Genomic DNA, 25,510 nt, shown 5'->3' on the forward strand with positions numbered 1-25,510 from the left:
AGCAAAGTTTAATGAACGCTATAATAAAACAAAGCGTTGTGAATAGCTAATAGGAGATGAAAATGAAAACGTTAGGGGAATTTATTGTAGAAAGACAAGCAGAATACCCAGGAGCAACGGGGGAGCTAAGCGGTATTCTTTCATCTATTCGTTTGTCTGCCAAAATTATTCATCGGGATATTAACCGAGCAGGGCTAACCCAAGATATTTTAGGTGTATCAGGCGATGAAAATATTCAAGGTGAAGCACAGATGAAATTAGATGTGTTCGCCAACGAAACAATGAAAAAAGCCTTAATTGCTCGTGGCGATGTGGCGGGTTTTGCTTCAGAAGAAGATGATACTTTTGTCGCTTTTGATACAGAGCGTGGACGTAATGCAAAATATATTTTAATGACCGATCCGCTAGATGGATCATCAAATATTGATGTCAATGTTTCTGTTGGCACCATCTTCTCTATTTATAAACGTGTTTCGCCTATTGGCACACCCGTAACCATGGAAGATTTTCTGCAGCCAGGTCGTAAACAAGTTGCCGCAGGTTATGTTACCTATGGTTCATCGACGATGCTCGTTTATACCACTGGGAATGGTGTTAATGGCTTTACTTATGATCCCTCTTTAGGGCTGTTTATTCTTTCTCACCCAAATATGAAAATGCCTTATGAAGGTAAGTATTACTCCATTAATGAAGGTCAATATCTTAAATTCCCAGATGGCGTGAAGAAATTTATTAAATACTGCCAAGAGGAAGATAAGCCAACGGGTCGTCCGTATTCTTCTCGTTATATCGGTTCTTTGGTGTCTGATTTTCACCGTAATTTACTCAAAGGCGGTATCTATATTTATCCAACGACGAAAAGCCACCCAAATGGCAAATTACGCCTACTTTATGAAGGAAATCCAATGGCATTTTTGGCAGAACAAGCGGGGGGAATGGCAACGGATGGTACGAACGCAATTCTAGACATAAAACCAACCGAATTGCATCAACGAGTACCATTCTTTGTGGGTTCAACGGCAATGGTGAAAAAAGCTGGGGAGCTAATTGAGGCATTTGGCGGATAAATTTTATCAGCCTTTTTGTTCATTACACTTAAGCGGTAGGTTTCATCGTATATTTTGCAAATTTCTAGTTTAAACCGACCGCTTATTGCCACTTACTGAGTGAATTCAGCCAGCCACAGACGTACTTTTAGCCCCCAATAGCTTGTTAGTCCTGTGGTATGGTTAATAATTTTGCCATCTTTAATGATCAAGATCGTTGGCGTTGCTTGAATATCCCAACTTTTTGAAAATTTACCAGATGGATCATTTAAAGTCGCAAAGCGATAATTCTCTTTGGCAAGGTATTGTTTTACTTCACTGTCTGATCCTGATTTTAGTGCAACACCAAGCACATCTGTACCTTGTTCAGCAAGCTGCTGAATGGCGGGTGAGGTGTAATCGCAGAATTGGCACCAACTTCCCCAAAAATAGAGTAACATCGGTTTGTTGTGACTTAACTGTGCAATCACTTTAGGTTGCTGTTCAATATCATATAGAACTTGTTCCGCAAATTGAGCTGGAGCGGTTGGCTTACGGTACCAATCCATTACAATGCTAAGGATAATGAATAGACTGCCAAAGAGCAGAATATTTTTTAGTAAACGGCTGATCAGAGTGGATTTTTTTGGCATTTTCTCTCCTTTTATTTATCGTCTTTTGTGCGTTGAGCATAGAATGCGGCACCAGAAGCTAACATTTTTAACTGCATAATTAAACGTTTTTTTAGTTTGGTTCGTTCCTCTGTATTCATATCTAAAGCGTGAGAGCCGGCGGTAAAAACGAGCGTAACAAACCCTTCTGATTCCACATAAGCTAAATCTCGATCAATGTTCGGATTGCGTGTTTGAATATATTCCGCCAATTCAGCCACAAAATGCTGGATTTCACGAGAGGCGGCGGTTCGGAATGCTTGTGATGTGCCTGAGCTCTCACGCAATAATAGACGGAACATATTTGGGCGTTCTTCTATAAACTCAAAGAATGTTTCAACGGAGGTCGCGACAACGCCACCTCCATTTTCTAAACGTTTTCTTGCTCTTCGCATTAGCTGACGTAGGATAAGTCCCGATTCATCCACCATAGTTAATCCTAATTCGTCCATATCTTTAAAATGGCGGTAAAAGGAAGTTGGGGCGATGCCTGCTTCTCGGGAAACTTCTCGTAAACTTAAGTTTGAGAAACTTTTTTCTGCGGTTAATTGATTAAATGCCGCATCAACTAAGGCTCTGCGAGTTTTTTCTTTCTGAACTGCTCGAACACCAATACTCATTCACAACCTGCTATGATTTTCTCAATCTCTTTGGCTAAACGCTCATAACGTAGGCGTAATGGCGAGCCAGGACGGTAAACTAAGCCGATACTTCTAAAAGGTTCTGGATCTGCAAAAGGGATATACTTTAATGACGGAATGGCTAAATTACGAGTTGCCAATTCAGGCATCAATGCAATACCAATATTGGCTGCAACCATATTACGTAAAGTTTCTAAACTATTCGCTTTGAAATGGCGATTTTCTTTTGCACCGATAGATAAACAATAATCCATCGTTTGTGTTCTTAAACAATGCCCGTTATCTAGCATCAACATTTCTTTATCTCGTAAGCGAGCTAAATCGAGTTGTTCTTCTTTTGCCCAGCTATGCTGAGTGGATACTGCAAGTAGCATTTTTTCGTTAAAAATAGGGACTTCAATAAAAGGTTCGGTTTCTTTTGATAAAGATAAAATACCGCAGTCTAGCTGACCTGATTCAAGATGTTCTAGTAACTCATTGGTTTGCAATTCATAAATATAGATTTCTAATTCAGGAAACAGCGATTGCAGATTAGGTAAAATAATCGGTGATATATAAGGCCCAAGAGTGGGGATAACACCAATTAAAATTGGGCCAGACATATCTTTACCTTGATTACTTGCCATTTCTTTGAGAATTTTCACTTCACGAAGTACTGATTTAGCTTGTTCAACAAGGGTTAATCCTGCTTGAGTGAATAGCACTTTACGGCTTGTACGTTCAAGTAACACCGCACCTAATTCGTCTTCTAGTTTGCGGATCTGACCGCTTAGTGTAGGTTGGCTCACATTACAAGCATCTGCCGCTTTGCGGAAATGTTTAAATTCAGACAATGCAATGAGATATTCTAAGTCTCTTATATTCATCAATTCCTCCTATCAATGCGAGAACAAATTATGGCATATTTAATCAATAAAGTTGCAAAATAGTTTGAAAATAATTGTACTTTTACACAACTAGAGAGAGAAAATGGTAAACTAAAGCGGTTTTAGTTTTATCACGAGATATTTTTATGAGCCACAGCTTAACCTCATTCCATACCTTTCATCTACCTGCTCAAGCGACAGCTATTGTTCCTGTTACGAATAAATCAGAGCTGATTGCTGAATGGCAAAACGCTAACCAAGCTAATCAACCAGTGCTTTTACTCGGGCAAGGAAGTAATGTGCTATTTTTAGATGATTTTGCAGGGACAGTGTTGATTAATCAATTAAAAGGTATTGAGCATCGAGAAGATGCGGATTTTCACTATTTGCATATTCAAGGTGGGGAAAATTGGCACGAGTTAGTCAAGTGGACATTAACGAAACAGATTGGTGGGTTAGAAAATTTAGCACTTATTCCGGGCTGTGTTGGCTCTGCACCTATCCAAAATATCGGGGCTTATGGTGTGGAATTTGAAAAAATCTGTGATTTTGTAGAAGTTGTTGAATTGAGTACCGGCAAAACCTTTACCTTAACAGCTCAACAATGTGAATTTGGTTATCGTGAAAGTGTGTTTAAGCATCAATATAAAGATGACTATGCGATTGTGTCAGTTGGCTTAAAGCTGGCAAAAAATTGGCAACCTGTATTAAGTTATGGCTCTTTAACCTCGTTTGAACCCAATTCGGTTACGCCACAACAAATTTTTGATGAAGTTTGTGCGGTGCGTTCAGCAAAATTACCGAATCCTGATGAATTTGGTAATGCGGGTAGTTTCTTTAAAAACCCAATTATATCCTTTGTAAAATTTTCACAACTTCAGACCGCTTACCCACAAATGCCAAACTATCCACAAGCGGACGGTTCAGTAAAAATTCCTGCAGGTTGGCTAATTGACCAATGCCAATTAAAAGGTTTTCAAATTGGCGGAGCTTCGGTACATACCCAGCAGGCTTTAGTGCTTATCAATAAACAAAATGCTACTGGTGCAGACGTTGTCTTGTTGGCAAAAACAGTACGCCAAAAAGTGCGTGAAAAATTTGGGGTGGAAATTCACCCAGAAGTTCGTTTTATTGGGCGTACAGGAGAAGTGGATAGTGAGGAAATCACACGATGATCCGTTTAAATCAAGCTGAAATTCAACAAGGTTTACTTTGTGGGGAAGTTCTTGTATTTGATGAAATTGACTCAACGAATGAATTTCTCTTGAAACAGATTCATACTCTGCCTTCTGGATCGATTTGTCTTGCTGAAAGCCAAACCGCAGGGCGTGGACGACGTGGGCGGCAGTGGTATTCTCCCTTAGGGCAAAATTTGTACTTCTCAATGTTATGGCATTATCCGCAACAGAATGACAATCTCTCATCTTTAAGCCTTGTGGTTGCTTTGGTGATTGCTGAAACATTTCAGAAAATTGGTATTGAGCATATACAGATCAAATGGCCTAACGATATCTATTATCAAGGGAAAAAAATGGGTGGTATTTTAATTGAAAGTAAAATAGATCGCTCTGGTGTTCATCTAGTGATAGGTATTGGGCTAAATCTTGCGATGAATTCTATTGATCCGAGTATTGTTACTCAAGCGTGGGCTGATCTCTCCGCTTACCACTTAGATCGCAATAAACTTGCTACACAACTCGCCTATTCACTACAACAAACCTTAAGAGAATATCCACAACATTCCTTTAGTGATTATTTAGCCCGTTGGCATCAGTTTGATTGTTTCTACCAAAAGAATGTCAAACTTATCACCCCAACCCAAGAAATCATTGGTGTTTCTCAAGGAGTAAACGAAAAAGGGGAATTATTACTTCAACAAGACGACAAAATTGAGCCTTTTGCTATTGGTGAGGTTTCGCTGAGGTTGGAGTAATGTGAGACGAAATAGCGGTCAGTTTGGTAAAATAATTTGGGGCTATCCTAGATAGCTAGAATAAATGTTTTCTAACTAATTTTTTGAAACGGAAATTTGATTTTCAACTAAATGGCGGTAACAATGCCGCCTATTCAGGTGCTACTTTGCAGTCCTGAACTTCAAACACCAGTCAGAATGAAATCAATAGGATTGCTACAACTAACCACAGCTAAATGCATTTTTGTGATATTACATGCCACACTTTTGCCTATTTTTTGACATGCTTGTACCTGTTGCGTGCTGGTGGGCTTTGACGATATTTCCATCAATAAAAATCCATTGAACCGTATTACGATGTTCAGGTTTATTGTAAACAGACTCTTTACAGTCGAGTAAATAAGCTAGGCGTTTCTAAAGGTTATCTGTTAAAATGAGGTGGAATTTAGGGCTAATCTAATAACCCTCTATTTTAAGCATTAGTTAATAGGGTGTAAATTATTGAATAAATCTAACCGCTTATTAGCTTAACGACTCAAACAGAATTCATTTTATTATAGAAAATTATGTCCGTTTATCATTTAAAAGTTACCACTAAAACATCAGAAAGAAACGTTGTATTATCCCAAAATCAAACAGTCAGAATTTTGGCTGAAGATAATACTAAATATCAAATATTTAATGAACAAGGTGAGCTCATTAACGAGTTTAAAAAAGCTGAAGTAAATCAAGAGAATATTGTTATTTACTTAGATTCGGTAAATAAGCCTAATCTGATTTTAGAAAATTATTATGCACATTATCCCATTGAGAACCCACAATATTTGTCTGATATTTCGGCAAGCTTGGCAACAGCAAGTAAAGATTCTCCATTTGTCTTAGCTAGCGAAGTTGGTGTTAGTGGTTTATCAAAAGCTGTTTTGTATGGTCTAGGTGCGGTTGCAACATTAGGCTCAGTTTTTACGTTTTTTAAATCAGGTAGTAGCAACCCTAGGAAAGGTGCACCTGAGAGTACTGAACCTGAAGAAAAACTTGTTACTCCTGCTATTCCTGATACTAAAGAAAAACCTGCTATTCCTGATAACAAGGAAAAACCTGTTACGCCTATTACCAGAGAACCTCGACAATTACCGCAAACTGAACCAAGTGAAACTATTGAGCCAATCAATGTAAATATTCAATTAAATTCGGTAACAGCTGATAATGTAATTAATATTGTGGAACAAGCTACAAATATTACTATTTCAGGAGCTTTCACTGCAGACCAACCCCTTACGAGTGCAAAAGTAGTACTTGAAATTGGTGGACAAAAAATAGATGCCATTGTGGAAGGTAATCAATTTAAAGCGGAAGTTTCGGGTAATTTATTAGCAGAAAATAACCAAATCAATGCGACTGTTGAAGTCACAAACGATAAGTCTAAAGGAATGGCAAGTAGCTCTTTAGGTTATCTAGTTGATATTATCTTAACCCACCCGACAATTAGTTTAAATGAGATAACGGAAGATAACGTTATCAATCTCACTGAAAGCCAAAATACTCAAATTATTAGTGGTAAGGTAACTAATACAGAAGGTTCAAATGCTAAGGCAGGGGATAATGTTGTTATTCAGTTAGGTGATCATATATTTAATGTAAAACTTGATGAAAACCTTCAATTCTCAGTTGAAATAAACGGTCAGATTCTGTCAGAAAATAACAAACTAGATGTGGCTTTAGTTACCGCTGATTCTGCAGGTAATAAAATTACAACAAAAACTGAAAAAAGTTATCGTGTCGATACAGTAATTGATAAACCTTTAATTACGATTGATACGATTGCAACAGACGATGTAATCAATGCAGTGGAAGCCAGAACCGAAACAATCATAGTGACTGGTAGTGTAGCTAATGTAGAAAATTCAGAAGCGAAAGCAGGTGATATTGTTCATTTACAAGTGGGGGAACTCATTGTTGAAGCCCCTTTAACGGAGCAACTGACATTTAGTGTACCTGTTAGTACTGTCGCTTTAGTGAATCACAAAAATATCACAGCCAGCTTGCTGACAAAAGATAGTGTAAATAATAGTGTAACCGCAGAAAAAACTAGAGCTGTGACAGTTGATACCGAACTTAACCTAAGTGTAATCATTGATAAGATTACCGATGATAATGCATTAAACCAAGCGGAATCTGCCAAAGCTATTACGTTATCAGGTCGCTACACAGCTGATGCAGATTTAAAAGATGGCACAGTTTTGATTAAGGTACTAGTAAACGGAGAAACGCAAGTTGCTGAAGTTAATGAAGCGGATAAGAGCTGGAGTTTAACCCTTGCAGGGCAATCTTTGGTGAATCAACAAGGTGAAAATAAACTAACGGTACAGATTTCAGCAGAAGATAAAGTGAGCAATCAAGCAGAAAGCCAAAAGGAACACAGCTATCAGGTAGATACAGTGATTGGGAAACCTGTGGTAACAATTACGAGCATTGCTGATGATAATGTGATTGATGCCGAAGAAGCTCAAGGCGCAGTGACGATTAAAGGTCTTGTAGAGAATAGTGAAGGTGATCGTCCTGTTATTCTAAAATGTCCTTGTAGTTCTTGTGCAAGTGGTTGGAAAGAAGTTGAAGCACCAGTGGTTGATGGTAAATTTGAGCTTACCGTTACAGTAAGCGATACCAGTTTGGCTGATGCGAGATTGAAATCTCTTGAACGCAAAATCAAAGCGAATTATACCGCAGAAGATCAAGTAGGTAATACAGCAGATGCAGATGAAGCAAGTTTAAATTATGAACTTGATCTTTACTCTGAAATCAATCTTACCAAGATTGGCGAGAATTTTACTTTTAATCCCAACCAAATGACTCGTATTTCTGGCTCTATTACTGAATTTGAAAGCTGGACATCAAATAACCAAGTACGTAATTGGTATAACGAAGGGCAGAATGCTCAGAATATTCGTACAGTGAATATGATGATTGGCGATAAAACCTATAAAGTAGGTTTTAATGGTAAAACTAAAACTTTCCAAGTGGATATTCCTAATGACGAGTTAAGAACCTTAGCAGGTAAGGAAATTTCGATTAGTTTTGCAGATGATATTATTTATAAATATGCTCGTATTTATGGTGCAACCTATAATGATGCAAAAAAATCTTGGAGTATTGCGAATGAAGTGAACCGCACCCCAACAGCTAAAAGTTTTACACTTGAAAGTGATGCGTTGGTAAAAACAGCAGATAATCGCTATCAAGTTAAAGAACAGCCAGTAACGACGGAAATTAGCGGAGTGGTAAAAGGCAGCCTAGCAAAAGTAGGTGCGGATGTGGAGATTAAAATTGGCAATCAAACCTTTACCACGCAAGTCAAAGAAGATAAGACCTTTAGCTACGATGTGCCGAGTGAGTTCTTAAGCACCAATTCCGAAAAAACAGTGACAGCAACCTTAAAAAATACAGGAAGCCAAATTGTGATGGATACGGAAGGTTATATTGTTGAAAATGGAGCGGATAGTAAATTTGTTTCTCAACACAAAGAGGTTTTGCCTAATGCAAGAAAAACTGATCATACAAAAGATGATTATAATTTCTTCTATCCAATTCATATTGCTGATGATACAAGTGGAGCAATGTATGGGTTCCATCGTTCTTATCCAGTAGGAGGAACAGAAACACCGCTAACGATAAAGTATTACTTTGCTAGACAGTCTGAGTTATCTACGATATTAGAGAGCAATTTCAACGGTAAACACCTTAGTTCTGCCTTTATCGGTTTAGATGGATATGATGATATAAAAGAGTACACTAAATTAGCTTATGATGTAATTTCTCGTTATACCAATTTAAGGTTTGAAGAAGTCAATAGTTATCAAGATGTTAAAGGGCGTACTGGTCAATTAATCATTGGAGTTGAAAAATTTAAGCCCGCTTGGGAGTGGGCTGGTGGTTTTGGTCATTCTGGTGATAATGTGATGTGGAACGTTTCTAATTACAAAAATGGAGGATATAATGATTTCTTCCGTCTCGTGTTGCACGAAACTGCTCACGCTTTGAATATGGTACACGTTGATGATCCACTAAAAAATCTTGGGTATGGTTCTGAGGCAAGTGTTGAATTTATTCATATGTCCTATAATAGAAATCCAATGTTTTCTGAAATGCGAGATTTACGCTTATATGATTTAGCCTATTTACACTATCGTTTTGGTGTAAATCGTGAACATCGTGCAGGTAATGATGTTTATACCTTTAAAAAGTATAATGCTCGTTCAGCTGATGGTGATGTATATATTTGGGATGGTAATGGTGTTGATACCTTTGATGCCTCTAATGAAAAAGAAGGGGTAACAGTTAATTTAACCCCAGGTTCGTGGAACTATGTTGGTACAGAAAAGAAAAAGCAATTCCTAGGTATAGACCCAACAACCTATTCTAAGAGTGAATACTTTGACTTAGCGAGCGATGCTAATTTTGGCTCATCGTCTTTTAATGGGAAACAACAAGTTACATTCAGCAACTACCAAGAAGGTCAATCATTTATTGGCTACGGTACTCAAATTGAGAACTTAATTGGCTCAGCATTCAATGACACTCTAACAGGTAATAACGCCAATAACCAAATTTTTGGAGGGAAAGGCGTTGATATTATCAAAGGTGGTTTAGGTAATGACTTTATCAACGGTGGAGAAGGTGCCGATCTGATGTTTGGCGAACAAGGTAATGATATTTATGTAGTTGATAATGTTGCCGACGTAGTAACAGAAAAAGCGGATGAAGGTACCGATCATATTTATAGCTTAGTAAACTATACCCTTGATGAAAATGTAGAAAATCTCACCTTAATTGGCACAAGTGCCAAAGAAGGTAAAGGAAATGCTTTAAGTAATGTTATTCGAGGCAACGACACTGGCAATACCTTAAACGGTTTAGAGGGCGATGATACGTTAATCGGTGGATTAGGTATTGATACGCTAACAGGTGGAGCAGGAAAAGATACTTTCGTATTTGAGAGTGCTTTAAATGGTAAAGCCGATATTATTACTGATTTTGTTTCGGGTGAAGATAAAATCGGGCTATCTAAAACAATTTTTGCATCACTAAACGATGATTTAGGTAATCTAAATAGCCATTTATTCTATGATCAAGTGAGTGGTGAATTACGTTATAACGGTGAAAATACGGGAGTAGATAATGCGATCCACTTTGCAACCATTGCTGGCTTACAGCAGTTGGAAGCAACGCAATTTACCCTAGTTTGACAATTCAAGGCATAAAATAACCACCTTGTCTTACGATTAGGTGGTTTTTTATCAGTTTAACTTAGGGGTGTCCCAGATAATGGACTAAACTCTATTTAGGATAAAATATCTGAATGAGAAAAAGTCGTTATCTAGGACAGCCCTAACTTCTTTATTATTGGGAATTAAACAATATCAAGTAATTCCACTTCAAAAACTAAGGTACTAAACGGCGGGATTGATGCACCAGCACCACGATCGCCATAAGCAAGGTTGTGTGGAATAGTTAAACGCCATTTTGAACCAACAGGCATCATTGTTAATGCTTCTGTCCAACCTGCAATTACGCCACTTACAGGGAATTCTGCTGGTGTGCCACGTTTAACTGAGCTATCAAATACTGTACCGTCAATTAATGAGCCTGTGTAGTGTACACGCACTTTATCTGCTTTGGTCGGTACTTTTCCTGTGCCTTCAACAAGTACTTCGTATTGTAAACCGCTTGCAGTTTCTTTCACTGATGCGTGTTTTTTGTTATCTTCTAAGAAAGCTTTTCCTTCTGCTTCTAACGCTTTGAATGCTTCCGCTTGTGCTGCTTCTGCACGTTGTGAAAGCTCTTGGAGTGCTTGGCTCACTTCATTTAGTTCTAATGCAGGTGGATTTTGATTTAATACATCAAAAATTCCTTTTACAACCGCTTCAGGTTTAACATCTAAGCCACTGCCTAAAAGTTGTTGACCGATTTGCAAACCGATACCATAACCACCTTTTGCTTCCACACTCTCTAATGCGACTGAATCTAAATTTAAAGACATAATGTTTCCTTATTGTTTGAATGAGTGCCTAATATGGCGATCAATAATTGAAATACAAGAGTAAGCGGTAGGATTTCTCTTATTTTTTAAAAATCACCACACTTTAAATCAATAACCTTGCTCATTAAGTTTACGATATTCATCACAACCATTCTGCTCTCCGCTATCACAAACGACACCAAACAGTTCCTTTGATTTTTTGATGTCTTGTTCTACCCCTTTCCCGTTAAGATAAAGTTGTGCAAGCCTATATTGTGAGCCTATATCACCTTGATCTGCAGCTTTTTGATACCACTTAACCGCTAGAGGAAGATCTTGTTTAACACCTTCTCCTTTTTCATATTTAGCCGCCAAGTTAAATTGTGCATTGACCAGCCCTTGTTCTGCCGCAGATGTATACAGATTTAAGGCCTGATTGTGATCTTGTCTTATACCCAATCCTTTGGTGTACATTACAGCTAAATTAAATTGAGCATAAGAGTAATTCTGTTTGGCGGCAAGCTGATAGAGTTTAACGGCTTGATGATAATTTTGTTCCACACCCACGCCTTTTTCGAACATTACCCCTAAATTGTATTGTGCTTTATTGTAGCCTTGCTCTGCAAGAGGCAACCAACGTTCAACGGTTGTGCGATAATCACCTTTGCTATATGCATCAATTCCTTCTTGAAAAAGTTTATCTTGTTCATTAGTGGCATAAGCAAAATTGGTAGATAAAAGTGATAAGGTAACAATTTGAAAAAATGATTTTTTAAGTTTCATAATATTCCTAGTGAATAAGTCGATAAGCTATTGTATAGCATTTGCTCAATAATGTTGAGCTTTCTTGTTTTTATAAGCAGTGAGATTTTCCAAAAAATTTGCAAATTTAAGGTATAATCGCACCGCTTATTTTTACTCGAAAAGGAATGAACGAATGCAAAATCCAAAAGATGATGTGCTTTATGCCCCTGTTGAATGGCAAGATTGCAGTGCAGGTTATACCGATATTCTTTACCATAAATCCACAGATGGAATTGCTAAAATTACTATTAACCGCCCTGAAGTACGTAATGCTTTCCGTCCACAAACTGTTAAAGAGATGATTCAAGCGTTTTCGGATGCACGTTTTGACGAGAAAATTGGTGTTATTGTACTAACGGGCGAAGGCGAGAAGGCATTCTGTTCAGGTGGTGACCAAAAAGTGCGTGGGGATTACGGTGGTTATAAAGATGAAAGTGGTGTACATCACCTAAATGTATTAGATTTCCAACGTGATATTCGTAGCTGTCCGAAACCTGTGGTCGCAATGGTGGCAGGTTATGCGATTGGCGGTGGACATGTTTTACATATGTTGTGCGATTTAACCATTGCTGCGGAAAATGCAATCTTTGGTCAAACCGGCCCGAAAGTTGGTTCATTTGATGGTGGCTGGGGTGCGAGTTATATGGCTCGTATCGTTGGGCAGAAAAAAGCACGTGAAATTTGGTTCTTATGCCGCCAATATGATGCAAAAGAAGCCTTAGAGATGGGATTAGTCAATACCGTTGTGCCTTATGCTGAGCTTGAAAAAGAAACAGTACGCTGGTGTCGTGAAATGTTGCGTAATAGCCCAATTGCTTTACGTTGTTTAAAAGCAGCTTTAAATGCAGATTGTGATGGTCAGGCTGGCTTACAAGAATTAGCAGGTAATGCGACAATGTTATTCTATATGACAGAAGAAGGACAAGAAGGTCGTAACGCATTTAACGAAAAACGTGCACCTGATTTTAGCAAGTTTAAACGTAATCCATAGTCTGAAACTACAAAGACCATTTACGTATGGGTAGGGTTATCCTTACCCGAATATCTTTCCCATTTATGGGCTGAGATAAATCTCACCCCTACGAAAAAATTAAATGTTTGTATAACTCCTACCACTTGTATGATCAAACTCGATACCATTATTGAACAATTTCTAGATAATTTATGGTTGGAACATAATTTATCAGAAAATACTATTGCATCTTATCGGTTAGACTTAGAAGCCTTTGTGCAATGGTTGCCTGAAGCTAGGGCTTTTTTAACGGTAGATTATGTCGATGTGCAAACCTTTCTTGGCGAACGGTTGGAGCAAGGCTATAAATCATCAAGTTCGGCAAGAATGTTAAGCTGTTTACGCAAATTTTTCCGCTTTCTCTATATGGAAAATTACCGCAGTGATGACCCAACTGAAACGCTAAAATCACCACGCAAGGCCGTTCATTTACCAAAATCATTAAGTGAAGAACAGGTATTGGATTTACTCAATATGCCGAACACTGCCGATCCGATTGAGCTACGAGATAAAGCAATGTTAGAGCTACTTTATGCCACAGGCTTACGCGTAACGGAGTTGGTTTCACTAACCATTGAAAATATCAGTTTGTCCCAAGGGTTAGTTAGAGTGATTGGTAAAGGCGATAAAGAGCGAATTGTACCAATGGGGGAAGAGGCAAATTACTGGTTGCGTGAGTTTTTTCAGTACGGACGTACCATTTTGCTAGGCGATACGCAATCGGATATTGTTTTTCCAAGCCGTTTAGCCAAACAGATGACTCGCCAAACGTTTTGGCATCGAATTAAACATTATGCCTTACTAACAGGGATTGATAGTGATAAACTCTCGCCTCACGTTCTACGCCACGCTTTTGCGACGCATTTAGTCAATAATGGGGCGGATTTGCGTGTGGTGCAAATGTTATTAGGGCACAGTGATTTATCCACCACTCAAATTTATACTCACGTTGCCAAAGCACGTTTAAAATCACTTCATCAACAATTTCATCCAAGGGGATAATATGCAACAAGGTTTTTCTAAATTTAGTTGGGCATTGGCACTGTTCTGTTTACCCATTGCATTATGGCCATTAGCACTCTTTGTCTCGCCTAAGTTTTCGGATAGTCCGAATTTAAGTGAATTTCAAATCAATAGTTTTTCTGTTGTATTTTGGGTTTATCCTTTTGTGTTGTTTGCACTCTCAGGCATATTACATAAGGTTTATCAAACCAATAAACCGCTCGCAAAAAGGTTACTTACTTTCGGTTTTATACTCTTCTACGGGGTGTTTATTTATATTGTGAAAAGCGTTTAAGGCGTTGTCAGTACTGCAACGAGCTGTTGATTAAAGAAAACTAATGGCGTGCGAGTTCTTTCCCAGACTGGCACGTTATTTTTTTGCCAAATTTTTTTCATCTCTTCTCGTTTTGAATGTGGATAAAGAGGCACTTTACCACGATAGTTTAATTTAATGGTTAATGGTTCTTGCTGTAATGCTGTCGGCAATAACAAGCGGTGTGTTTGCCCCGATTTTTTGCGAAAAATGAGGGCATCACTGGTGCGAACTAAGGTACCAATATTTTCAGGCAAGGTAAATTCGTCCGCCTGTTTTGCTAATAACATCTGTTCAAACGGTGGTGTGTCGGCAAATATCTCCGTAATAAAAAGATGTTTCTGGTAACGTCTAAGCATTTTATCCGCTAACCTAAACTCAGGATTTTTATCTTGCTCGGCAAAAATCACATTGGTAATAATTTGCTCAAGTTGTATCTGGCTCGGCATCGGCATTTGACACTTTTCAAGCCAAAGACGGATCAATTGTTGCTGTTTTAAATGAGAAAGCTGGTTGAACTCCTCAATGTTGAAACGCCGTTCAGCAAGATTTAAACGTGCGTGAAGTTCATCATTTAATAACTCTTCCACTAATTGCTGTTGCTCCGCACAATGTTGTGCGGCTCTTGCTACCATTTGGTCAAACTGCTGCCAACGTTGATTGAGCAAGGGTAAAATGTCATTGCGTAAAAAATTACGTTCGTAGCGACTATCCGCATTACTCTCATCGTTAATCCACTCTAGGCAATGAGTCACTGCGTAGGCTTGAATGGCTGATTTGGGCGATGTAAGAAGCGGGCGGAAAATAGTAAATTCTTGCAGTGTATTATTTCTCGCATTTTCTTCCCACATTTCTTTTCCCCAACTGCTTACTGTCTTCATTGCACTTAACCCAGTAATGCCACTTCCCCGCTTTAATGCAAGGAAAAAGGTTTCGACTTGATCGTCTAAATGATGTGCGGTAACTAACATCTCATTAGGCTGAATATGCTGTGCAATCGCTTGATAACGAGCTTGGCGAGCATTCGCTTCTATGCCTTGTTTTCCTGATACATTCACTTTACAGACGGTTAAGGGAACTTGCCATTCTCCGCATAAATGTTGGCAAAATTCTGCCCAACTGTCTGCATTTGAGCTTAATCCGTGATGAATATGGATAGCTCGTAAATTGAGCGGGTTTTCTTGACGAAGTTGGCACAGTAGGTGAAGTAGCACCACAGAATCCACACCACCGCTTAGCCCGATTAAAAAATCGGTTTGCTGTGGGGTATGGATCGCTAACTGTTGGCGGAGTGTTGAAATTAACATAGTAAGCGGTGAGTTTTTCAAAAAAATTTACCGATTTATCGGCGGTTAAACTTGTAGCCAAAACGTCACAGGGCCGTCATTCTGCAGGCTGACTTGCATATCCGCAGCAAATTTCCCCGTTTGAGTTGTAATTCGCTGTTGTGCTTGATCTGCAAAATAATCATATAAAGCCTCCGCTTGTGTCGGCGATGCTCCACGAGAAAAGCTCGGACGTAAGCCTTTTTGCGTATCTGCCGCAAGAGTAAATTGTGAAACGACTAATAAACTCCCTTGAGCTTGCTGTACGTTTAAATTCATTTTGCCATTTTCATCGGCAAATACACGATAGTTCAGTACTTTTTCAAGTAATTTGTCTGCACTGGCTTGGTCGTCTTGTTGCTCAACACCAAGTAACACTAATAAACCTGTGGCAATTTCCCCGATAACTTGTTGCTCAACTTCTACTTTTGCCCATTTTACACGTTGAATCAGTGCGATCATTTTGTCTCCTTAGCAAGTGGGTCTTCTAATGTGCCTTGTTTAATCATCTCCATATCTTTAAGCACAGATGCAATTTGCCCGCCTGATAGCACGACTTTCCAGCTTAAATGAATCCATACAATCATAATCGGAATAGTCGCTAACACACCATAAATCGCTTGATAGGAAGGGAATGTTGCGATGTACCAAACAAAGAGTTGTTTACCTAAAGTAAAGAATAATGCCGCCATCAATGCACCAATAGCTGCGTGTTTAAATTTAACGCTGGTATTCGGTACAATCAGATAGACAAAGCTAAATAGCAACCAAATCAGGAAAAAAGGCATTAACTTTAGAAGATGGTGGCTAAATGAGAAGATGCCATCTGTTTCAAACATCTCTAAGGAGAAAATATAAGAGCTGATGGCAATACTTGCACCGGCAAACATCGGGCCCAAAATTAGCACCGCAAGGTAGATCACAAAAGAGAGCACCACGGAGCGTTTTTTCGTATTATGCCAAATTTCGTTAAGGGCATTGTCGATGCTAGAGATCAACATTACCGCAACGACTACTAAACCGAGAGTACTGATAATCCCCATTTTTTTGGAATTTTCGACAAACAGATCAAGATATTCTTGCACCATATGGCTCGCATTCGGAGCGAAATTATCATAAGCGAGCTCTTTTAATTGTGCAGTAGCTTGGTCGAAAATGGGGAGCAAGGTAAAAATTGAAAACGCCACCATAATCAACGGTACTAGTGATAGCAATGTACTATACGTTAAGTAACCAGAGTAGATCGCAATGCGGTTCTGCTCTGAGCGAAGCAAAAACAGTTTGATGAAAAAAAGAATTCGTGATGTCATATTAAACTCTTGTTAAGTAATCCCCTTCGCACACCCATTTGTAAGTAGTGAGTGCTTCTAACCCCATAGGCCCACGAGCGTGCAGTTTTTGTGTGCTGACCGCCACTTCAGCCCCTAAGCCAAATTGTGCCCCATCGGTAAAACGAGTACTTGCGTTGATATAAACCGCCGCCGCATCAACTTGTTGCACAAATTGTTGAGCCAGTGCGTAATTTGCCGTTAAGATGCTTTCAGAATGCTGACTGCCGTAAGTACGAATATGCTCAATCGCTTGTTCAATCCCATCTACAACGACCACATTGAGATCTAAAGAGAGCCACTCTTGCGACAGTTTCTCTGGATCAAGCGGTTGGATATTGGCATTTTTTTGCAATTCACTTGGGAAATCATCACTATGCAAGGTAACATTTAAGGTGGTTAGTTGTTCTGCCAACATCGGTAAAAATCGTTCGGCAATCGCTCTATCTACTAATAAAGTTTCAAGGGTATTACAGGTGCTTGGACGCTGTGTTTTAGCATTCGCAATCACTTGAATCGCACGAGATAAATCTGCGGTCTGTTCGACATAAAGATGACAAACCCCAATGCCACCAACAATCACAGGGATTGTTGAATTCTCTTTACAGAATTGATGTAGGCCAGCTCCACCGCGTGGAATAAGCATATCAATATAGCGGTCTAATTTAAGCAATGCTAAAAGCAAGTTTCGATCAGGATCAGTAACGGCTTGTACTGCGAGCTTTGGTAATCCTGCTTGCTCCAATGCGTTTTGTACCACATCAACCAAAATACCGTTAGTAAACTTGGTCTCCTTTCCACCACGCAAAATAACGGCATTACCTGTTTTTAAACAGAGTGATGCCACATCAATGGTGACATTTGGACGAGATTCATAAATGGTAAGAATAACGCCAAGTGGAACTCGTTGTCGTTGGATTTTTAATCCGCTATCTAATACACCACCGTCAATAATCTGCCCGACAGGGTCTGCCAGTTTTGCCACATTACGCACATCATTTGCTATTTCTTGAATACGTTCAGGTGTGAGTAACAAGCGGTCAATAATCGCGGGAGAGATACCTTGTGTTTGAGCATAGGCAATATCTTGTTGATTGGCAGCCAAAATTTCCGCACAGCGTTCTTCTAACGCATCGGCAATTGCGAATAAAGCTTGATTTTTCTGAGTATTTCCAAACTGAGCAAGGGCAATACTTGCTTGTTTAGCTTGTTTGGCAAGCGTAATTGTCGTCATAGTATTCTCTCATTTAAAAATAATGGGAGAGTTTATCATATTTGATACTCAATGCGGGATTATGCGGTGTTGGTGATTGATTTTAATGAAACGAAGGGGGGAATATAAAAAGTGGCTAGGCACTTAAAAAGCGACTAGCCACAGGTTTAACGTACTATTGTTGTAGATTAAGCTTTTGGTGCACCAATTGGTAATACCGTACGGCCAAAACTTTCGTTAATAATTTCTGCCGCAGCCAAGTAGAATGCAAAGAATGCAGTCAATAAACCAAAGTTACCGCCAATATGAGTAATTGCGTGGTTACCTGTGAAATCACCTGCTGCTAATAAGTAGAAAGTGATGGTTAAGGCTAAGAAAATAGCTTGTAATGCACGAGGTTTCGTTAATGTACCAATGAACATCATTAACGTGAATGTACCCCAAACCACCAAGTACCAACCGATAAACTCAGGTGATACGGTTGATGCAAAAAATACTTTAAATAATGCAAATGACCACCAAAATGCACCGTAGCTTGTAAAGGCGGTAAAACCAAAAGTATTACCTTTTGAGAACTCAAACATTCCTGCGATCATTTGAGCTGTACCACCAAAAGCAAAACCCATTGCAAGGACTAATCCAACGTTATCGCCAGAGAATGTACCATTATTGATTAAGCTAAGTAACCAAGTTGTTAATGCGAATCCACATAAACCTAATGGACCCGGATTTGCTGTTGCTGTATTGTGAGCAGACATTAAAACCTCTATTTGTTATTTGTTCTAAGTAAATTCCAGTATTTTTCGTAGATTTCGACCGCTTCGCCGACATCACTTTGTAAAATACCTTTCTCAATTTCTTCAAGAGGTGGGAAAATCAACGGATCATTCACAAGGCTCTCACTTAATAACGCTTTGACGTTTTCATTTGGCATTGAGAATCCCATTGTTTCAATCACCTCTTTTGCACTTTCAGGACGCAGCAAGAAATCAATAAATTTATGTGCCGCTGCCTTATTTTTGGCATTTTTAGGAATTGCGTAATTATCCATCCAAACAACCGCTCCTTCTTTCGGGAATACAAATTGAATGTTTGAATTTTCGCTTTTCGCACGATGTGCCGAACCTGTCCATTGCATACCGATATCCACTTCACCTTGTAAGTAAGGCATTTCAGGGGAATCTGAGTTAAATATCAGTACATTTGGCACAAGTTTTGTTAAACGCTCATAAGCGGCTTTAATCTCGCTCTCATCTTTGGTATTCGGTGATTTACCATCTAACAATAATGCGATATGAAACACCTCACGAGCATCATTCATTAGCAATAATTTGCCTTTGAATTCTGGTTTCCAAAAGTCGCCCCAGCTAGTAACAGTTTTTGGATCGATCGCTGAAGCATTTACCCCTATGCCCGTTAAACCATACACATAAGGGAGGGAAAATTTATTTTCAGGGTCAAACGGTTTGCCCATCAACGTCTTACTGACATTAGCGAAATTGCTTAATTTACTATGATCGATTTCTGCTAACATTCCTTCTTTTGCCATTTTACCGACATAATAACTTGAAGGAAAAACAATATCGTAGCCTTTGCTATCGGCTAATTTAAGTTTAGAGTACATCTCTTCATTACTTTCAAAGGTTGAGTAGATGACTTCAATCCCCGTTTCTTTCGTAAATTGTTCCAAAAGAGATGACGGCACATATTCCGTCCAGTTATACACATACAACTTTTCTGCTGCTTGAGCAGTGATGGCAAATAGTGCAACAGATGTTGCGATAAGTTTGGTTAAAAACCCACGACCTAATTTGATCAACTTTTTGTCCTCTGTATAAAATAAAAAACTGCCATAATTTGCAAAAATTATAGCAGAACTAACCGCTTGCGATTATACCTTAAAATTAACGAATTTTAAATTAAAGAAATATATATTTAATTTACACTACAAGTGTAACACTTACAAATATATTAATTTATTTGATTGTGAAAAATTAAGGTTGAACCGACAAAAGTGTCGAATTTAATTATTGTAAGCTTGGGTTATTTCTATTTTCTATAATCCCAATAGGGATAAGATAACTACGGATGAATATTATGAAATTACGACAAGCAACAGTAAAAGATGCAGAAGCATTAAGTAAACTATTAACACAAGTTTGGAAAAATACCTATCAAGGTATTTTTCCATCATCATTTTTAGATAATCTTACCGACACCCAGTGGCAACAAGGGTTTGAATATACCTTATCTCAAGGAACTACACCAATTATTGTTGCGGAAACTGAAAATGATCTTCTCGCAATGATTAGTTTCGGACAGGCAAGAGATCCTAAATTACAGATAGCTAATGAAATTTATGCCTTAAATGTTTTACCCAATTACCAACGCCAACAAATTGGGAAAAGCTTACTGCATTACGCGCTGAAACAGCTTACTTCAAGTGTTTATCTAAAGGTGGCGGATAAAAATACCAATGCACGTCAATTTTATGAAAGACAAGGTTTTTATAATACTCAAATTGCGATGTATCGTACAATTGAAGATTTTCAGTTTCAAGAGTGGGTTTATCGGTACGATAAGCGGTAAGATCTGCCAGTAATTTTGCAAATTACTCTGTTGATCTTACCGCTTGTTTATTTCAGCGACTCTGTAATAAATTCATCTTTAATAACAAAAGCGAATTGGCTGCCTTTGCCGACTTCACTTTGAATTTCAAGGTAACTGTGATGTTGCTCTAGGGCGTGTTTCACAATAGCTAATCCTAAACCACTCCCACCTGTTTTATGGCTACGGGATTCATCGACACGATAAAAACGTTCGGTTAAATGAGCGAGGTGTTGAGCTTCGATCCCTATTCCATTATCTTCCACACAAAACCTAATGCCCTGTGCGGTTTTTTCTAAGCTAATTTTAATCGTTGCGTCATTTCCTGCGTGATGGACAGCGTTGTAAATTAAGTTTGACACTGCACTTTGTAACTGTCCTTCATCCCCGATCACAAAAATATCTGGCTCGATATTAAATTCAATCTGTTGCGGGCTATCGTGCAGAATATCGGTATTTTTACGAATGGTTAAAATCAGTTGAGAAAGGTCGATTGCTTGATGCTCCGTATTATTAGAGCCTTCAATTTTCGCCAAAATACTCAGCTGTTGTAGCAAATTATTCATTCGCTGGCTCTGCTCTTTCATCGCTTCTATGGCTTTTTTCTGTAACGCAGGGTTATCCAATTCGCCTTCTAACATTTCTAAATAACCTTGAAGAACGGTTAAAGGTGTGCGTAATTCGTGGTTCATATTCGCCAAAAAGGTTTGACGAGTATGAAGTAAGCGGATAAATGATGTGACATCTCTAGCAATAATTAAATAAGATTCACTATCGTAGCTGTTTAAATTAAGTTCAATATAACGTTGGTTGTGAGTCAGTAATACAAGCGGTCGGTTACGATTCGGCTGACGAAAATAATGTTTAAATTCAGGGTAAAAAATGACGTTAAAAATGCTTTTAGGGGATTTTTTATCCCAAAAGAAATCAAACATATCTTGGGCAACATTATTACACCAAGAAATATCGCCATTATGTTCACAAATAATAATGGCATCTGGTAAATATTGAATATTGCGGTTTAATTTAGACAGTAAACGTAATGTTTTGATTTTTTCTCGACGTGAGCGTGCTTGATAGTAAGCTGCCGTTTGGGAAATATGCTCAATACCGCTTACCTTTTTCACTTTCTCAAGCGGTCGGTTTGGGTTAATAATTTGCAATAAGCTAAATTCATTATAGTGATGCCAAACAAGCAATAAAATTAAAATACTTGAAAACCAAAAGGTAAATTCTTTAGCAAAGAGAGAAAAAAGGAAAGCGATCCCCGCCGATAATAACAATTCAAGGATAAAATGTTTGAGTGAAATGTTGAGCTTCATTAGTTATCCTGAAAGTGCGTTGAAAAGCGATACCCCGAACCACGAACGGTTTGGATGTAACGATCAAAACCATAGGGTTCAAGGTTTTTGCGTAATCGGCGGATATAGGAATCGACCGTTCGGTCTTCCACATAAATATCATTACCCCAAATAAAATCAAGCAGTTGCTCTCGGTTATACACTTTTTCAGGGTGAGTCATAAAGAAATGCAGTAACTTATATTCCGTTCCGCTTAGATCAATAGATTTTCCTTCAAAGCTAACACGTTGGGCTTGCTGATCGATAACTAAATTATCAATATTGAGTAATGCACCAGGTGGATCGTAACTGCGTCGCCAAACCGCTTCAATACGTGCAAGTAAGATTTTCGGCGAAAAAGGTTTGGTGATGTAATCGTCCGCACCTGCAGTAAGTCCCGTAATACAGTCTTCTTCTGCACTGCGAGCCGTTAGCATAATCACAGGAATTTTTGCGGTTTCTTCGTTTTTCTTAAGATATTCCAAAAATTGAATGCCAGAACGTCCTGGTAGCATCCAATCCAGCAGAATAAGTTTTGGCTTTGACGCCATTTTATTGACCGCACTTTGATAGTCTTCCGCTTCAATCACATCATATTTTTGTTTGAGTAAATAGAGTGCGATCATCTCTCGGATTGCTCGTTCATCTTCCACGATAAGAATGTTATTTGACATTATATGAATTCCTATTAAGTGTAAATGATTGAAGAATTACCTTATTCATCTGACTAATAAGGATACCCAATATGGTACCCCTATTAATCAATTTTGGCTTTTTAAGCGTAAGCTTAATTACCCCATTCTACCTTTAATATAATCTTCTGTCCGTTGATTTTTTGGTTTATCAAAAAGTTGCTTAGTGTCGCCAAATTCGACTAACTCGCCTAAATACATATAAGCGGTATAATCTGAGCAGCGAGCTGCTTGTTGCATATTGTGGGTAACAATCGCCACAGTGTAGTCGTGTTTCAATTCAGTGATCAGTTGTTCAATTTTCATTGTTGAGATTGGGTCAAGTGCCGAACAAGGTTCATCAAGCAATAATACGTCTGGTTTTACCGCAATTCCACGAGCGATACATAAACGCTGTTGTTGTCCGCCTGAAAGGCTATCGCCGCTCTGGTGGAGTTTATGTTTTACTTCATTCCAAAGTGCTGCTTTGGTTAAAGCCCACTCAACACGATCATTTAGTTCTGATTTGGGTAGTTTTTCAAATAGGCGAATACCAAAAGCGACATTATCATAAATCGACATAGGGAAAGGTGTCGGTTTTTGGAAAACCATTCCCACTTTTGCACGAATAATGGAAATATCAGTATGTGAAGTCAGTAAATTCTCGCCATCTAAGTTAATTTCACCCGTTGCACGTTGGTTTGGATAAAGCTCAAACATACGGTTAAAGGTACGAAGTAAGGTTGATTTTCCACAGCCTGAAGGTCCGATAAAAGCGGTCACTTTATTACGAGCAATTGGCATATTAATATTCTTTAAGGCGTGGAAATCGCCGTAGTAAAAGTTTAAGTTATTTACCGTTATTTTTGCGTCAATTTGGTTAAGTAAATTATTCATTCTTTTTATTCCTTATTTGTGTTTGTTAAAGTAAACACGCGTTAATACGTTAAGCGAGAGGACAAATAGGGTAATCAGTGTTGCCCCTGCCCACGCTAAATTATTCCAGTCTTCAAATGGGCTTGCTGCATATTGGTAGATCACTACGGGTAAGTTTGCCATTGGTCCATTCATATCCCACGAAGTGAATTGGTTGGAAAGTGCAGTAAAGAGTAAGGGTGCAGTTTCGCCTGAAATACGAGCAACAGATAATAATACCCCAGTGATGATCCCTGAGCGAGCCGCTCGGTAGCAGATCATTGTAATCACTCGCCACTGTGGGCAACCTAAAGCAGCCGCAGCTTCTCGCAAGTTATTCGGAACAAGGTTAAGCATACTGTCGGTAGTTCTCACAACAACGGGAATAACCAGCATTGCAAGAGCCAATGAACCAGCCCAACCTGAGTAATGTTGCACCTGTGCCACATAAATCGCATAGATAAATAAACCGATAATAATTGACGGTGCAGAAAGTAATATATCGTTTAAAAAACGGGTTACTTTCGCTAAATAAGAGTATCTTCCATATTCACTTAAATAAGTCCCTGCCAAAATGCCGATAGGCGTTGCAATAAAGGTTGCAACCGAAACCATTAAAATCGAACCTAAAATGGCATTCATTAAGCCACCCTTTTCATTCGGTGCAGGTGTTGCTTGGGTAAAGAGATCGAAAGACAACGCTGGAATTCCTTTCATCACGAGGGTATAGAGAATCCAAACCAACCAAAATAAACCGAAGATGACTGCAAGATAAGCCAGTCCAAGCATTATTTGATTTTTAATTTTACGACAGTAAAAACGTTGATTTTGAAAAGACTTCATTAGCGTTTTCCTTCTAGTTTTGTCATACGCATAATTAGTAAGCGTGAAGCCCCAAGTACTAAAGTGGTAATTAAGAATAGAATCAAACCAAGTTCCATTAAGGCTGATTTTTGTAAACCACCCGCTTCGTTAAATTCATTTGCAATCGCTGACGCAATAGATGTTGAAGGCGAGAAAATGGATTCAGGCAACTGGAAAGCATTACCGATAACAAAAGTTACCGCCATTGTTTCACCTAATGCTCGCCCAAGTCCAAGCATAATACTGCCAATAACCCCTGTTTTTGTATAAGGTAGTACAACTTTCCAAATCACTTCCCAAGTTGTTGAGCCAAGCCCATAGGCAGACTCTTTTAATAATGGTGGTACAACACTAAAAACATCACGCATCACTGATGCAATAAAAGGAATAATCATAATGGCAAGCACTAAGCCTGCAGTGAATAATCCGATGCCGAAAGGTGCGCCAGAAAACAAAATACCGATAACAGGTAGATCACCAAATGCTTCAATTAAATGCGGTTGGACATATTCTTGGAATAATGGCACAAACACAAATAAGCCCCACATACCATAAATTATTGATGGAATGGCCGCCAGCATTTCCACTGCGGTACCGATAGGGCGTTTTAACCATTCTGGTGAAAGTTCTGTTAAGAAAGTGGCGATACCAAAGGAAATTGGTACAGCAATCAATAAGGCAACCCCAGCTGAAATAAGCGTACCAATAATCGGCACTAAAGCACCATAGTTATCTTGTACTGGGTCCCAATCATTCGTCCATAAAAAAGCTAGATTAAAGCGTGTAATCGAATCCCAACTGCCGAAAATAAGCGAGAGTAAAATTGCAGAGAGTGCTGCAAAAACAAATATCGCAAAAAAGCGAGTCGTATTTTTAAATAAGCCCTCGATCCAAGGGTGATTTAGGCATTTATTATCAATTTTATGCATAATATTTACTTCTTAAGAGCTTGTTGCAGTGTTCTACTGCAACAAGCGGTCTGTTTCAT

24 protein-coding genes and 1 pseudogene are annotated in these 25,510 nt (G+C 38.7%); 8 read left to right on the plus strand and 17 right to left on the minus strand.

Annotation, left to right across the window (positions count from 1 at the left end; genetic code table 11):
- Positions 1-62 precede the first annotated feature (62 nt).
- Entirely contained in the window at positions 63-1,067 is a 1,005-nt protein-coding gene (gene fbp, locus A1D26_RS05590; RefSeq protein ID WP_157403089.1) for a class 1 fructose-bisphosphatase, read from the plus strand.
- A gap of 92 nt (positions 1,068-1,159) precedes the next feature.
- Here fbp and A1D26_RS05595 read toward each other — a convergent pair whose 3' ends face one another.
- The 3 genes from A1D26_RS05595 to oxyR are packed head-to-tail and all read right to left on the minus strand — an operon-like array spanning position 1,160 to position 3,203.
- Positions 1,160-1,678 carry a protein disulfide oxidoreductase gene (locus A1D26_RS05595; protein ID WP_157403090.1) on the minus strand — a complete coding sequence of 173 codons (519 nt, stop codon included), beginning with the start codon at positions 1,676-1,678 and terminating at the stop codon, positions 1,160-1,162.
- An 11-nt stretch (positions 1,679-1,689) separates the two neighbouring features.
- On the minus strand, positions 1,690-2,316 hold the full coding sequence (gene fabR, locus A1D26_RS05600; protein ID WP_157403091.1) for an HTH-type transcriptional repressor FabR: 627 nt from the start codon (positions 2,314-2,316) through the stop codon (positions 1,690-1,692).
- Positions 2,313-3,203, minus strand: a complete 891-nt coding sequence (gene oxyR / locus A1D26_RS05605; RefSeq protein WP_157403092.1) for a DNA-binding transcriptional regulator OxyR — start codon at positions 3,201-3,203, stop codon at positions 2,313-2,315. Before oxyR ends, fabR begins: the two co-directional genes overlap by 4 nt.
- A gap of 146 nt (positions 3,204-3,349) precedes the next feature.
- Between oxyR and murB the strand changes: the two genes are divergently transcribed.
- Together murB and A1D26_RS05615 are read left to right on the plus strand one after the other, a co-directional pair.
- Positions 3,350-4,378 (plus strand): UDP-N-acetylmuramate dehydrogenase, encoded by a 1,029-nt coding sequence (murB, locus tag A1D26_RS05610; protein ID WP_157403093.1) that lies wholly within the window; start codon positions 3,350-3,352, stop codon positions 4,376-4,378.
- Positions 4,375-5,136 (plus strand): biotin--[acetyl-CoA-carboxylase] ligase, encoded by a 762-nt coding sequence (locus tag A1D26_RS05615; RefSeq protein WP_157403094.1) that lies wholly within the window; start codon positions 4,375-4,377, stop codon positions 5,134-5,136. The genes murB and A1D26_RS05615 overlap by 4 nt, the downstream gene beginning before the upstream one ends.
- Before the next feature lie 133 nt (positions 5,137-5,269).
- On the opposite strand, the pseudogene A1D26_RS05620 reads toward A1D26_RS05615, so the two are convergent.
- Positions 5,270-5,571 (minus strand): annotated as a pseudogene (locus A1D26_RS05620) (IS5/IS1182 family transposase); the annotation flags it as partial.
- 110 nt (positions 5,572-5,681) lie between these two features.
- On the opposite strand from A1D26_RS05620, the gene A1D26_RS05625 reads away from it, so the two are divergent.
- Positions 5,682-10,355 (plus strand): Ig-like domain-containing protein, encoded by a 4,674-nt coding sequence (locus A1D26_RS05625; RefSeq protein ID WP_157403095.1) that lies wholly within the window; start codon positions 5,682-5,684, stop codon positions 10,353-10,355.
- 164 nt (positions 10,356-10,519) lie between these two features.
- On the opposite strand, the gene A1D26_RS05630 is transcribed toward A1D26_RS05625, so the two are convergent.
- Both A1D26_RS05630 and A1D26_RS05635 read right to left on the minus strand, forming a co-directional pair.
- The gene (locus A1D26_RS05630; protein WP_157403096.1) at positions 10,520-11,149 is read right to left on the minus strand and encodes an FKBP-type peptidyl-prolyl cis-trans isomerase; all 630 of its coding nucleotides are present in this window, start codon (positions 11,147-11,149) and stop codon (positions 10,520-10,522) included.
- A gap of 108 nt (positions 11,150-11,257) precedes the next feature.
- Positions 11,258-11,911: a tetratricopeptide repeat protein gene (locus A1D26_RS05635; protein ID WP_157403097.1), complete on the minus strand. Its 654-nt coding sequence runs from the start codon at positions 11,909-11,911 to the stop codon at positions 11,258-11,260.
- A 154-nt stretch (positions 11,912-12,065) separates the two neighbouring features.
- Here A1D26_RS05635 and menB point away from each other — a divergent pair, with 154 nt between their 5' ends.
- From menB to A1D26_RS05650, 3 genes are all read left to right on the plus strand, one after another.
- Positions 12,066-12,923 carry a 1,4-dihydroxy-2-naphthoyl-CoA synthase gene (gene menB / locus A1D26_RS05640; protein WP_157403098.1) on the plus strand — a complete coding sequence of 286 codons (858 nt, stop codon included), beginning with the start codon at positions 12,066-12,068 and terminating at the stop codon, positions 12,921-12,923.
- Between the two features lie 129 nt (positions 12,924-13,052).
- Positions 13,053-13,946, plus strand: coding sequence for a site-specific tyrosine recombinase XerD (xerD, locus tag A1D26_RS05645; RefSeq protein WP_157403099.1), 894 nt, complete (start codon positions 13,053-13,055; stop codon positions 13,944-13,946).
- A gap of 1 nt (position 13,947) precedes the next feature.
- Positions 13,948-14,241 carry a DUF5389 family protein gene (locus A1D26_RS05650; RefSeq protein ID WP_157403100.1) on the plus strand — a complete coding sequence of 98 codons (294 nt, stop codon included), beginning with the start codon at positions 13,948-13,950 and terminating at the stop codon, positions 14,239-14,241.
- Here A1D26_RS05650 and tilS read toward each other — a convergent pair.
- The 6 genes from tilS to A1D26_RS05680 form a co-directional block, all read right to left on the minus strand.
- Positions 14,238-15,566: a tRNA lysidine(34) synthetase TilS gene (tilS, locus tag A1D26_RS05655; RefSeq protein WP_157403141.1), complete on the minus strand. Its 1,329-nt coding sequence runs from the start codon at positions 15,564-15,566 to the stop codon at positions 14,238-14,240. The genes A1D26_RS05650 and tilS overlap by 4 nt on opposite strands.
- Before the next feature lie 45 nt (positions 15,567-15,611).
- A complete protein-coding gene (gene dtd, locus A1D26_RS05660) occupies positions 15,612-16,046 on the minus strand; it encodes a D-aminoacyl-tRNA deacylase (protein WP_157403101.1) in 435 nt (144 codons plus the stop codon).
- Complete coding sequence (locus A1D26_RS05665) at positions 16,043-16,894, minus strand: virulence factor BrkB family protein (protein WP_157403102.1); 852 nt, start codon at positions 16,892-16,894, stop codon at positions 16,043-16,045. Before A1D26_RS05665 ends, dtd begins: the two co-directional genes overlap by 4 nt.
- Before the next feature lies 1 nt (position 16,895).
- On the minus strand, positions 16,896-18,146 hold the full coding sequence (proA, locus tag A1D26_RS05670; RefSeq protein ID WP_157403103.1) for a glutamate-5-semialdehyde dehydrogenase: 1,251 nt from the start codon (positions 18,144-18,146) through the stop codon (positions 16,896-16,898).
- A gap of 167 nt (positions 18,147-18,313) precedes the next feature.
- Positions 18,314-18,883 carry an acetate uptake transporter gene (locus A1D26_RS05675; protein ID WP_157403104.1) on the minus strand — a complete coding sequence of 190 codons (570 nt, stop codon included), beginning with the start codon at positions 18,881-18,883 and terminating at the stop codon, positions 18,314-18,316.
- 8 nt (positions 18,884-18,891) lie between these two features.
- Positions 18,892-19,944, minus strand: a complete 1,053-nt coding sequence (locus tag A1D26_RS05680) for an extracellular solute-binding protein (protein ID WP_157403105.1) — start codon at positions 19,942-19,944, stop codon at positions 18,892-18,894.
- Between the two features lie 278 nt (positions 19,945-20,222).
- Between A1D26_RS05680 and A1D26_RS05685 the strand changes: the two genes are divergently transcribed.
- Positions 20,223-20,714, plus strand: a complete 492-nt coding sequence (locus A1D26_RS05685; protein ID WP_157403106.1) for a GNAT family N-acetyltransferase — start codon at positions 20,223-20,225, stop codon at positions 20,712-20,714.
- A 47-nt stretch (positions 20,715-20,761) separates the two neighbouring features.
- Here the strand turns inward: A1D26_RS05685 and phoR are convergent, their stop codons facing one another.
- From phoR to pstC, 5 genes are all read right to left on the minus strand, one after another.
- A complete protein-coding gene (gene phoR / locus A1D26_RS05690; protein ID WP_157403107.1) occupies positions 20,762-22,054 on the minus strand; it encodes a phosphate regulon sensor histidine kinase PhoR in 1,293 nt (430 codons plus the stop codon).
- Positions 22,054-22,746 carry a phosphate regulon transcriptional regulator PhoB gene (phoB, locus tag A1D26_RS05695; RefSeq protein ID WP_157403108.1) on the minus strand — a complete coding sequence of 231 codons (693 nt, stop codon included), beginning with the start codon at positions 22,744-22,746 and terminating at the stop codon, positions 22,054-22,056. Before phoB ends, phoR begins: the two co-directional genes overlap by 1 nt.
- A 117-nt stretch (positions 22,747-22,863) precedes the next feature.
- Positions 22,864-23,640 (minus strand): phosphate ABC transporter ATP-binding protein PstB, encoded by a 777-nt coding sequence (gene pstB / locus A1D26_RS05700; protein WP_157403109.1) that lies wholly within the window; start codon positions 23,638-23,640, stop codon positions 22,864-22,866.
- 12 nt (positions 23,641-23,652) lie between these two features.
- Positions 23,653-24,501 carry a phosphate ABC transporter permease PstA gene (pstA, locus tag A1D26_RS05705; protein ID WP_157403110.1) on the minus strand — a complete coding sequence of 283 codons (849 nt, stop codon included), beginning with the start codon at positions 24,499-24,501 and terminating at the stop codon, positions 23,653-23,655.
- Positions 24,501-25,451, minus strand: a complete 951-nt coding sequence (pstC, locus tag A1D26_RS05710; protein ID WP_157403111.1) for a phosphate ABC transporter permease subunit PstC — start codon at positions 25,449-25,451, stop codon at positions 24,501-24,503. Before pstC ends, pstA begins: the two co-directional genes overlap by 1 nt.
- Positions 25,452-25,510: the final 59 nt, after the last annotated feature.

Origin of the sequence: Ursidibacter maritimus, assembly GCF_009761395.1 — a bacterium.
Lineage (GTDB): Bacteria > Pseudomonadota > Gammaproteobacteria > Enterobacterales > Pasteurellaceae > Ursidibacter > Ursidibacter maritimus.

Excerpts from the sequence above, each read along its gene's own strand:
- fbp (WP_157403089.1), top strand. The coding sequence starts at position 63 with ATGAAAACGTTAGGGGAATTTATTGTAGAAAGACAAGCAGAATACCCA.
- A1D26_RS05595 (WP_157403090.1), bottom strand. The coding sequence starts at position 1,678 with ATGCCAAAAAAATCCACTCTGATCAGCCGTTTACTAAAAAATATTCTG.
- fabR (WP_157403091.1), bottom strand. The coding sequence starts at position 2,316 with ATGAGTATTGGTGTTCGAGCAGTTCAGAAAGAAAAAACTCGCAGAGCC.
- oxyR (WP_157403092.1), bottom strand. The coding sequence starts at position 3,203 with ATGAATATAAGAGACTTAGAATATCTCATTGCATTGTCTGAATTTAAA.
- murB (WP_157403093.1), top strand. The coding sequence starts at position 3,350 with ATGAGCCACAGCTTAACCTCATTCCATACCTTTCATCTACCTGCTCAA.
- A1D26_RS05615 (WP_157403094.1), top strand. The coding sequence starts at position 4,375 with ATGATCCGTTTAAATCAAGCTGAAATTCAACAAGGTTTACTTTGTGGG.
- A1D26_RS05625 (WP_157403095.1), top strand. The coding sequence starts at position 5,682 with ATGTCCGTTTATCATTTAAAAGTTACCACTAAAACATCAGAAAGAAAC.
- A1D26_RS05630 (WP_157403096.1), bottom strand. The coding sequence starts at position 11,149 with ATGTCTTTAAATTTAGATTCAGTCGCATTAGAGAGTGTGGAAGCAAAA.
- A1D26_RS05635 (WP_157403097.1), bottom strand. The coding sequence starts at position 11,911 with ATGAAACTTAAAAAATCATTTTTTCAAATTGTTACCTTATCACTTTTA.
- menB (WP_157403098.1), top strand. The coding sequence starts at position 12,066 with ATGCAAAATCCAAAAGATGATGTGCTTTATGCCCCTGTTGAATGGCAA.
- xerD (WP_157403099.1), top strand. The coding sequence starts at position 13,053 with ATGATCAAACTCGATACCATTATTGAACAATTTCTAGATAATTTATGG.
- A1D26_RS05650 (WP_157403100.1), top strand. The coding sequence starts at position 13,948 with ATGCAACAAGGTTTTTCTAAATTTAGTTGGGCATTGGCACTGTTCTGT.
- tilS (WP_157403141.1), bottom strand. The coding sequence starts at position 15,566 with ATGTTAATTTCAACACTCCGCCAACAGTTAGCGATCCATACCCCACAG.
- dtd (WP_157403101.1), bottom strand. The coding sequence starts at position 16,046 with ATGATCGCACTGATTCAACGTGTAAAATGGGCAAAAGTAGAAGTTGAG.
- A1D26_RS05665 (WP_157403102.1), bottom strand. The coding sequence starts at position 16,894 with ATGACATCACGAATTCTTTTTTTCATCAAACTGTTTTTGCTTCGCTCA.
- proA (WP_157403103.1), bottom strand. The coding sequence starts at position 18,146 with ATGACGACAATTACGCTTGCCAAACAAGCTAAACAAGCAAGTATTGCC.
- A1D26_RS05675 (WP_157403104.1), bottom strand. The coding sequence starts at position 18,883 with ATGTCTGCTCACAATACAGCAACAGCAAATCCGGGTCCATTAGGTTTA.
- A1D26_RS05685 (WP_157403106.1), top strand. The coding sequence starts at position 20,223 with ATGAAATTACGACAAGCAACAGTAAAAGATGCAGAAGCATTAAGTAAA.
- phoR (WP_157403107.1), bottom strand. The coding sequence starts at position 22,054 with ATGAAGCTCAACATTTCACTCAAACATTTTATCCTTGAATTGTTATTA.
- phoB (WP_157403108.1), bottom strand. The coding sequence starts at position 22,746 with ATGTCAAATAACATTCTTATCGTGGAAGATGAACGAGCAATCCGAGAG.
- pstB (WP_157403109.1), bottom strand. The coding sequence starts at position 23,640 with ATGAATAATTTACTTAACCAAATTGACGCAAAAATAACGGTAAATAAC.
- pstA (WP_157403110.1), bottom strand. The coding sequence starts at position 24,501 with ATGAAGTCTTTTCAAAATCAACGTTTTTACTGTCGTAAAATTAAAAAT.
- pstC (WP_157403111.1), bottom strand. The coding sequence starts at position 25,451 with ATGCATAAAATTGATAATAAATGCCTAAATCACCCTTGGATCGAGGGC.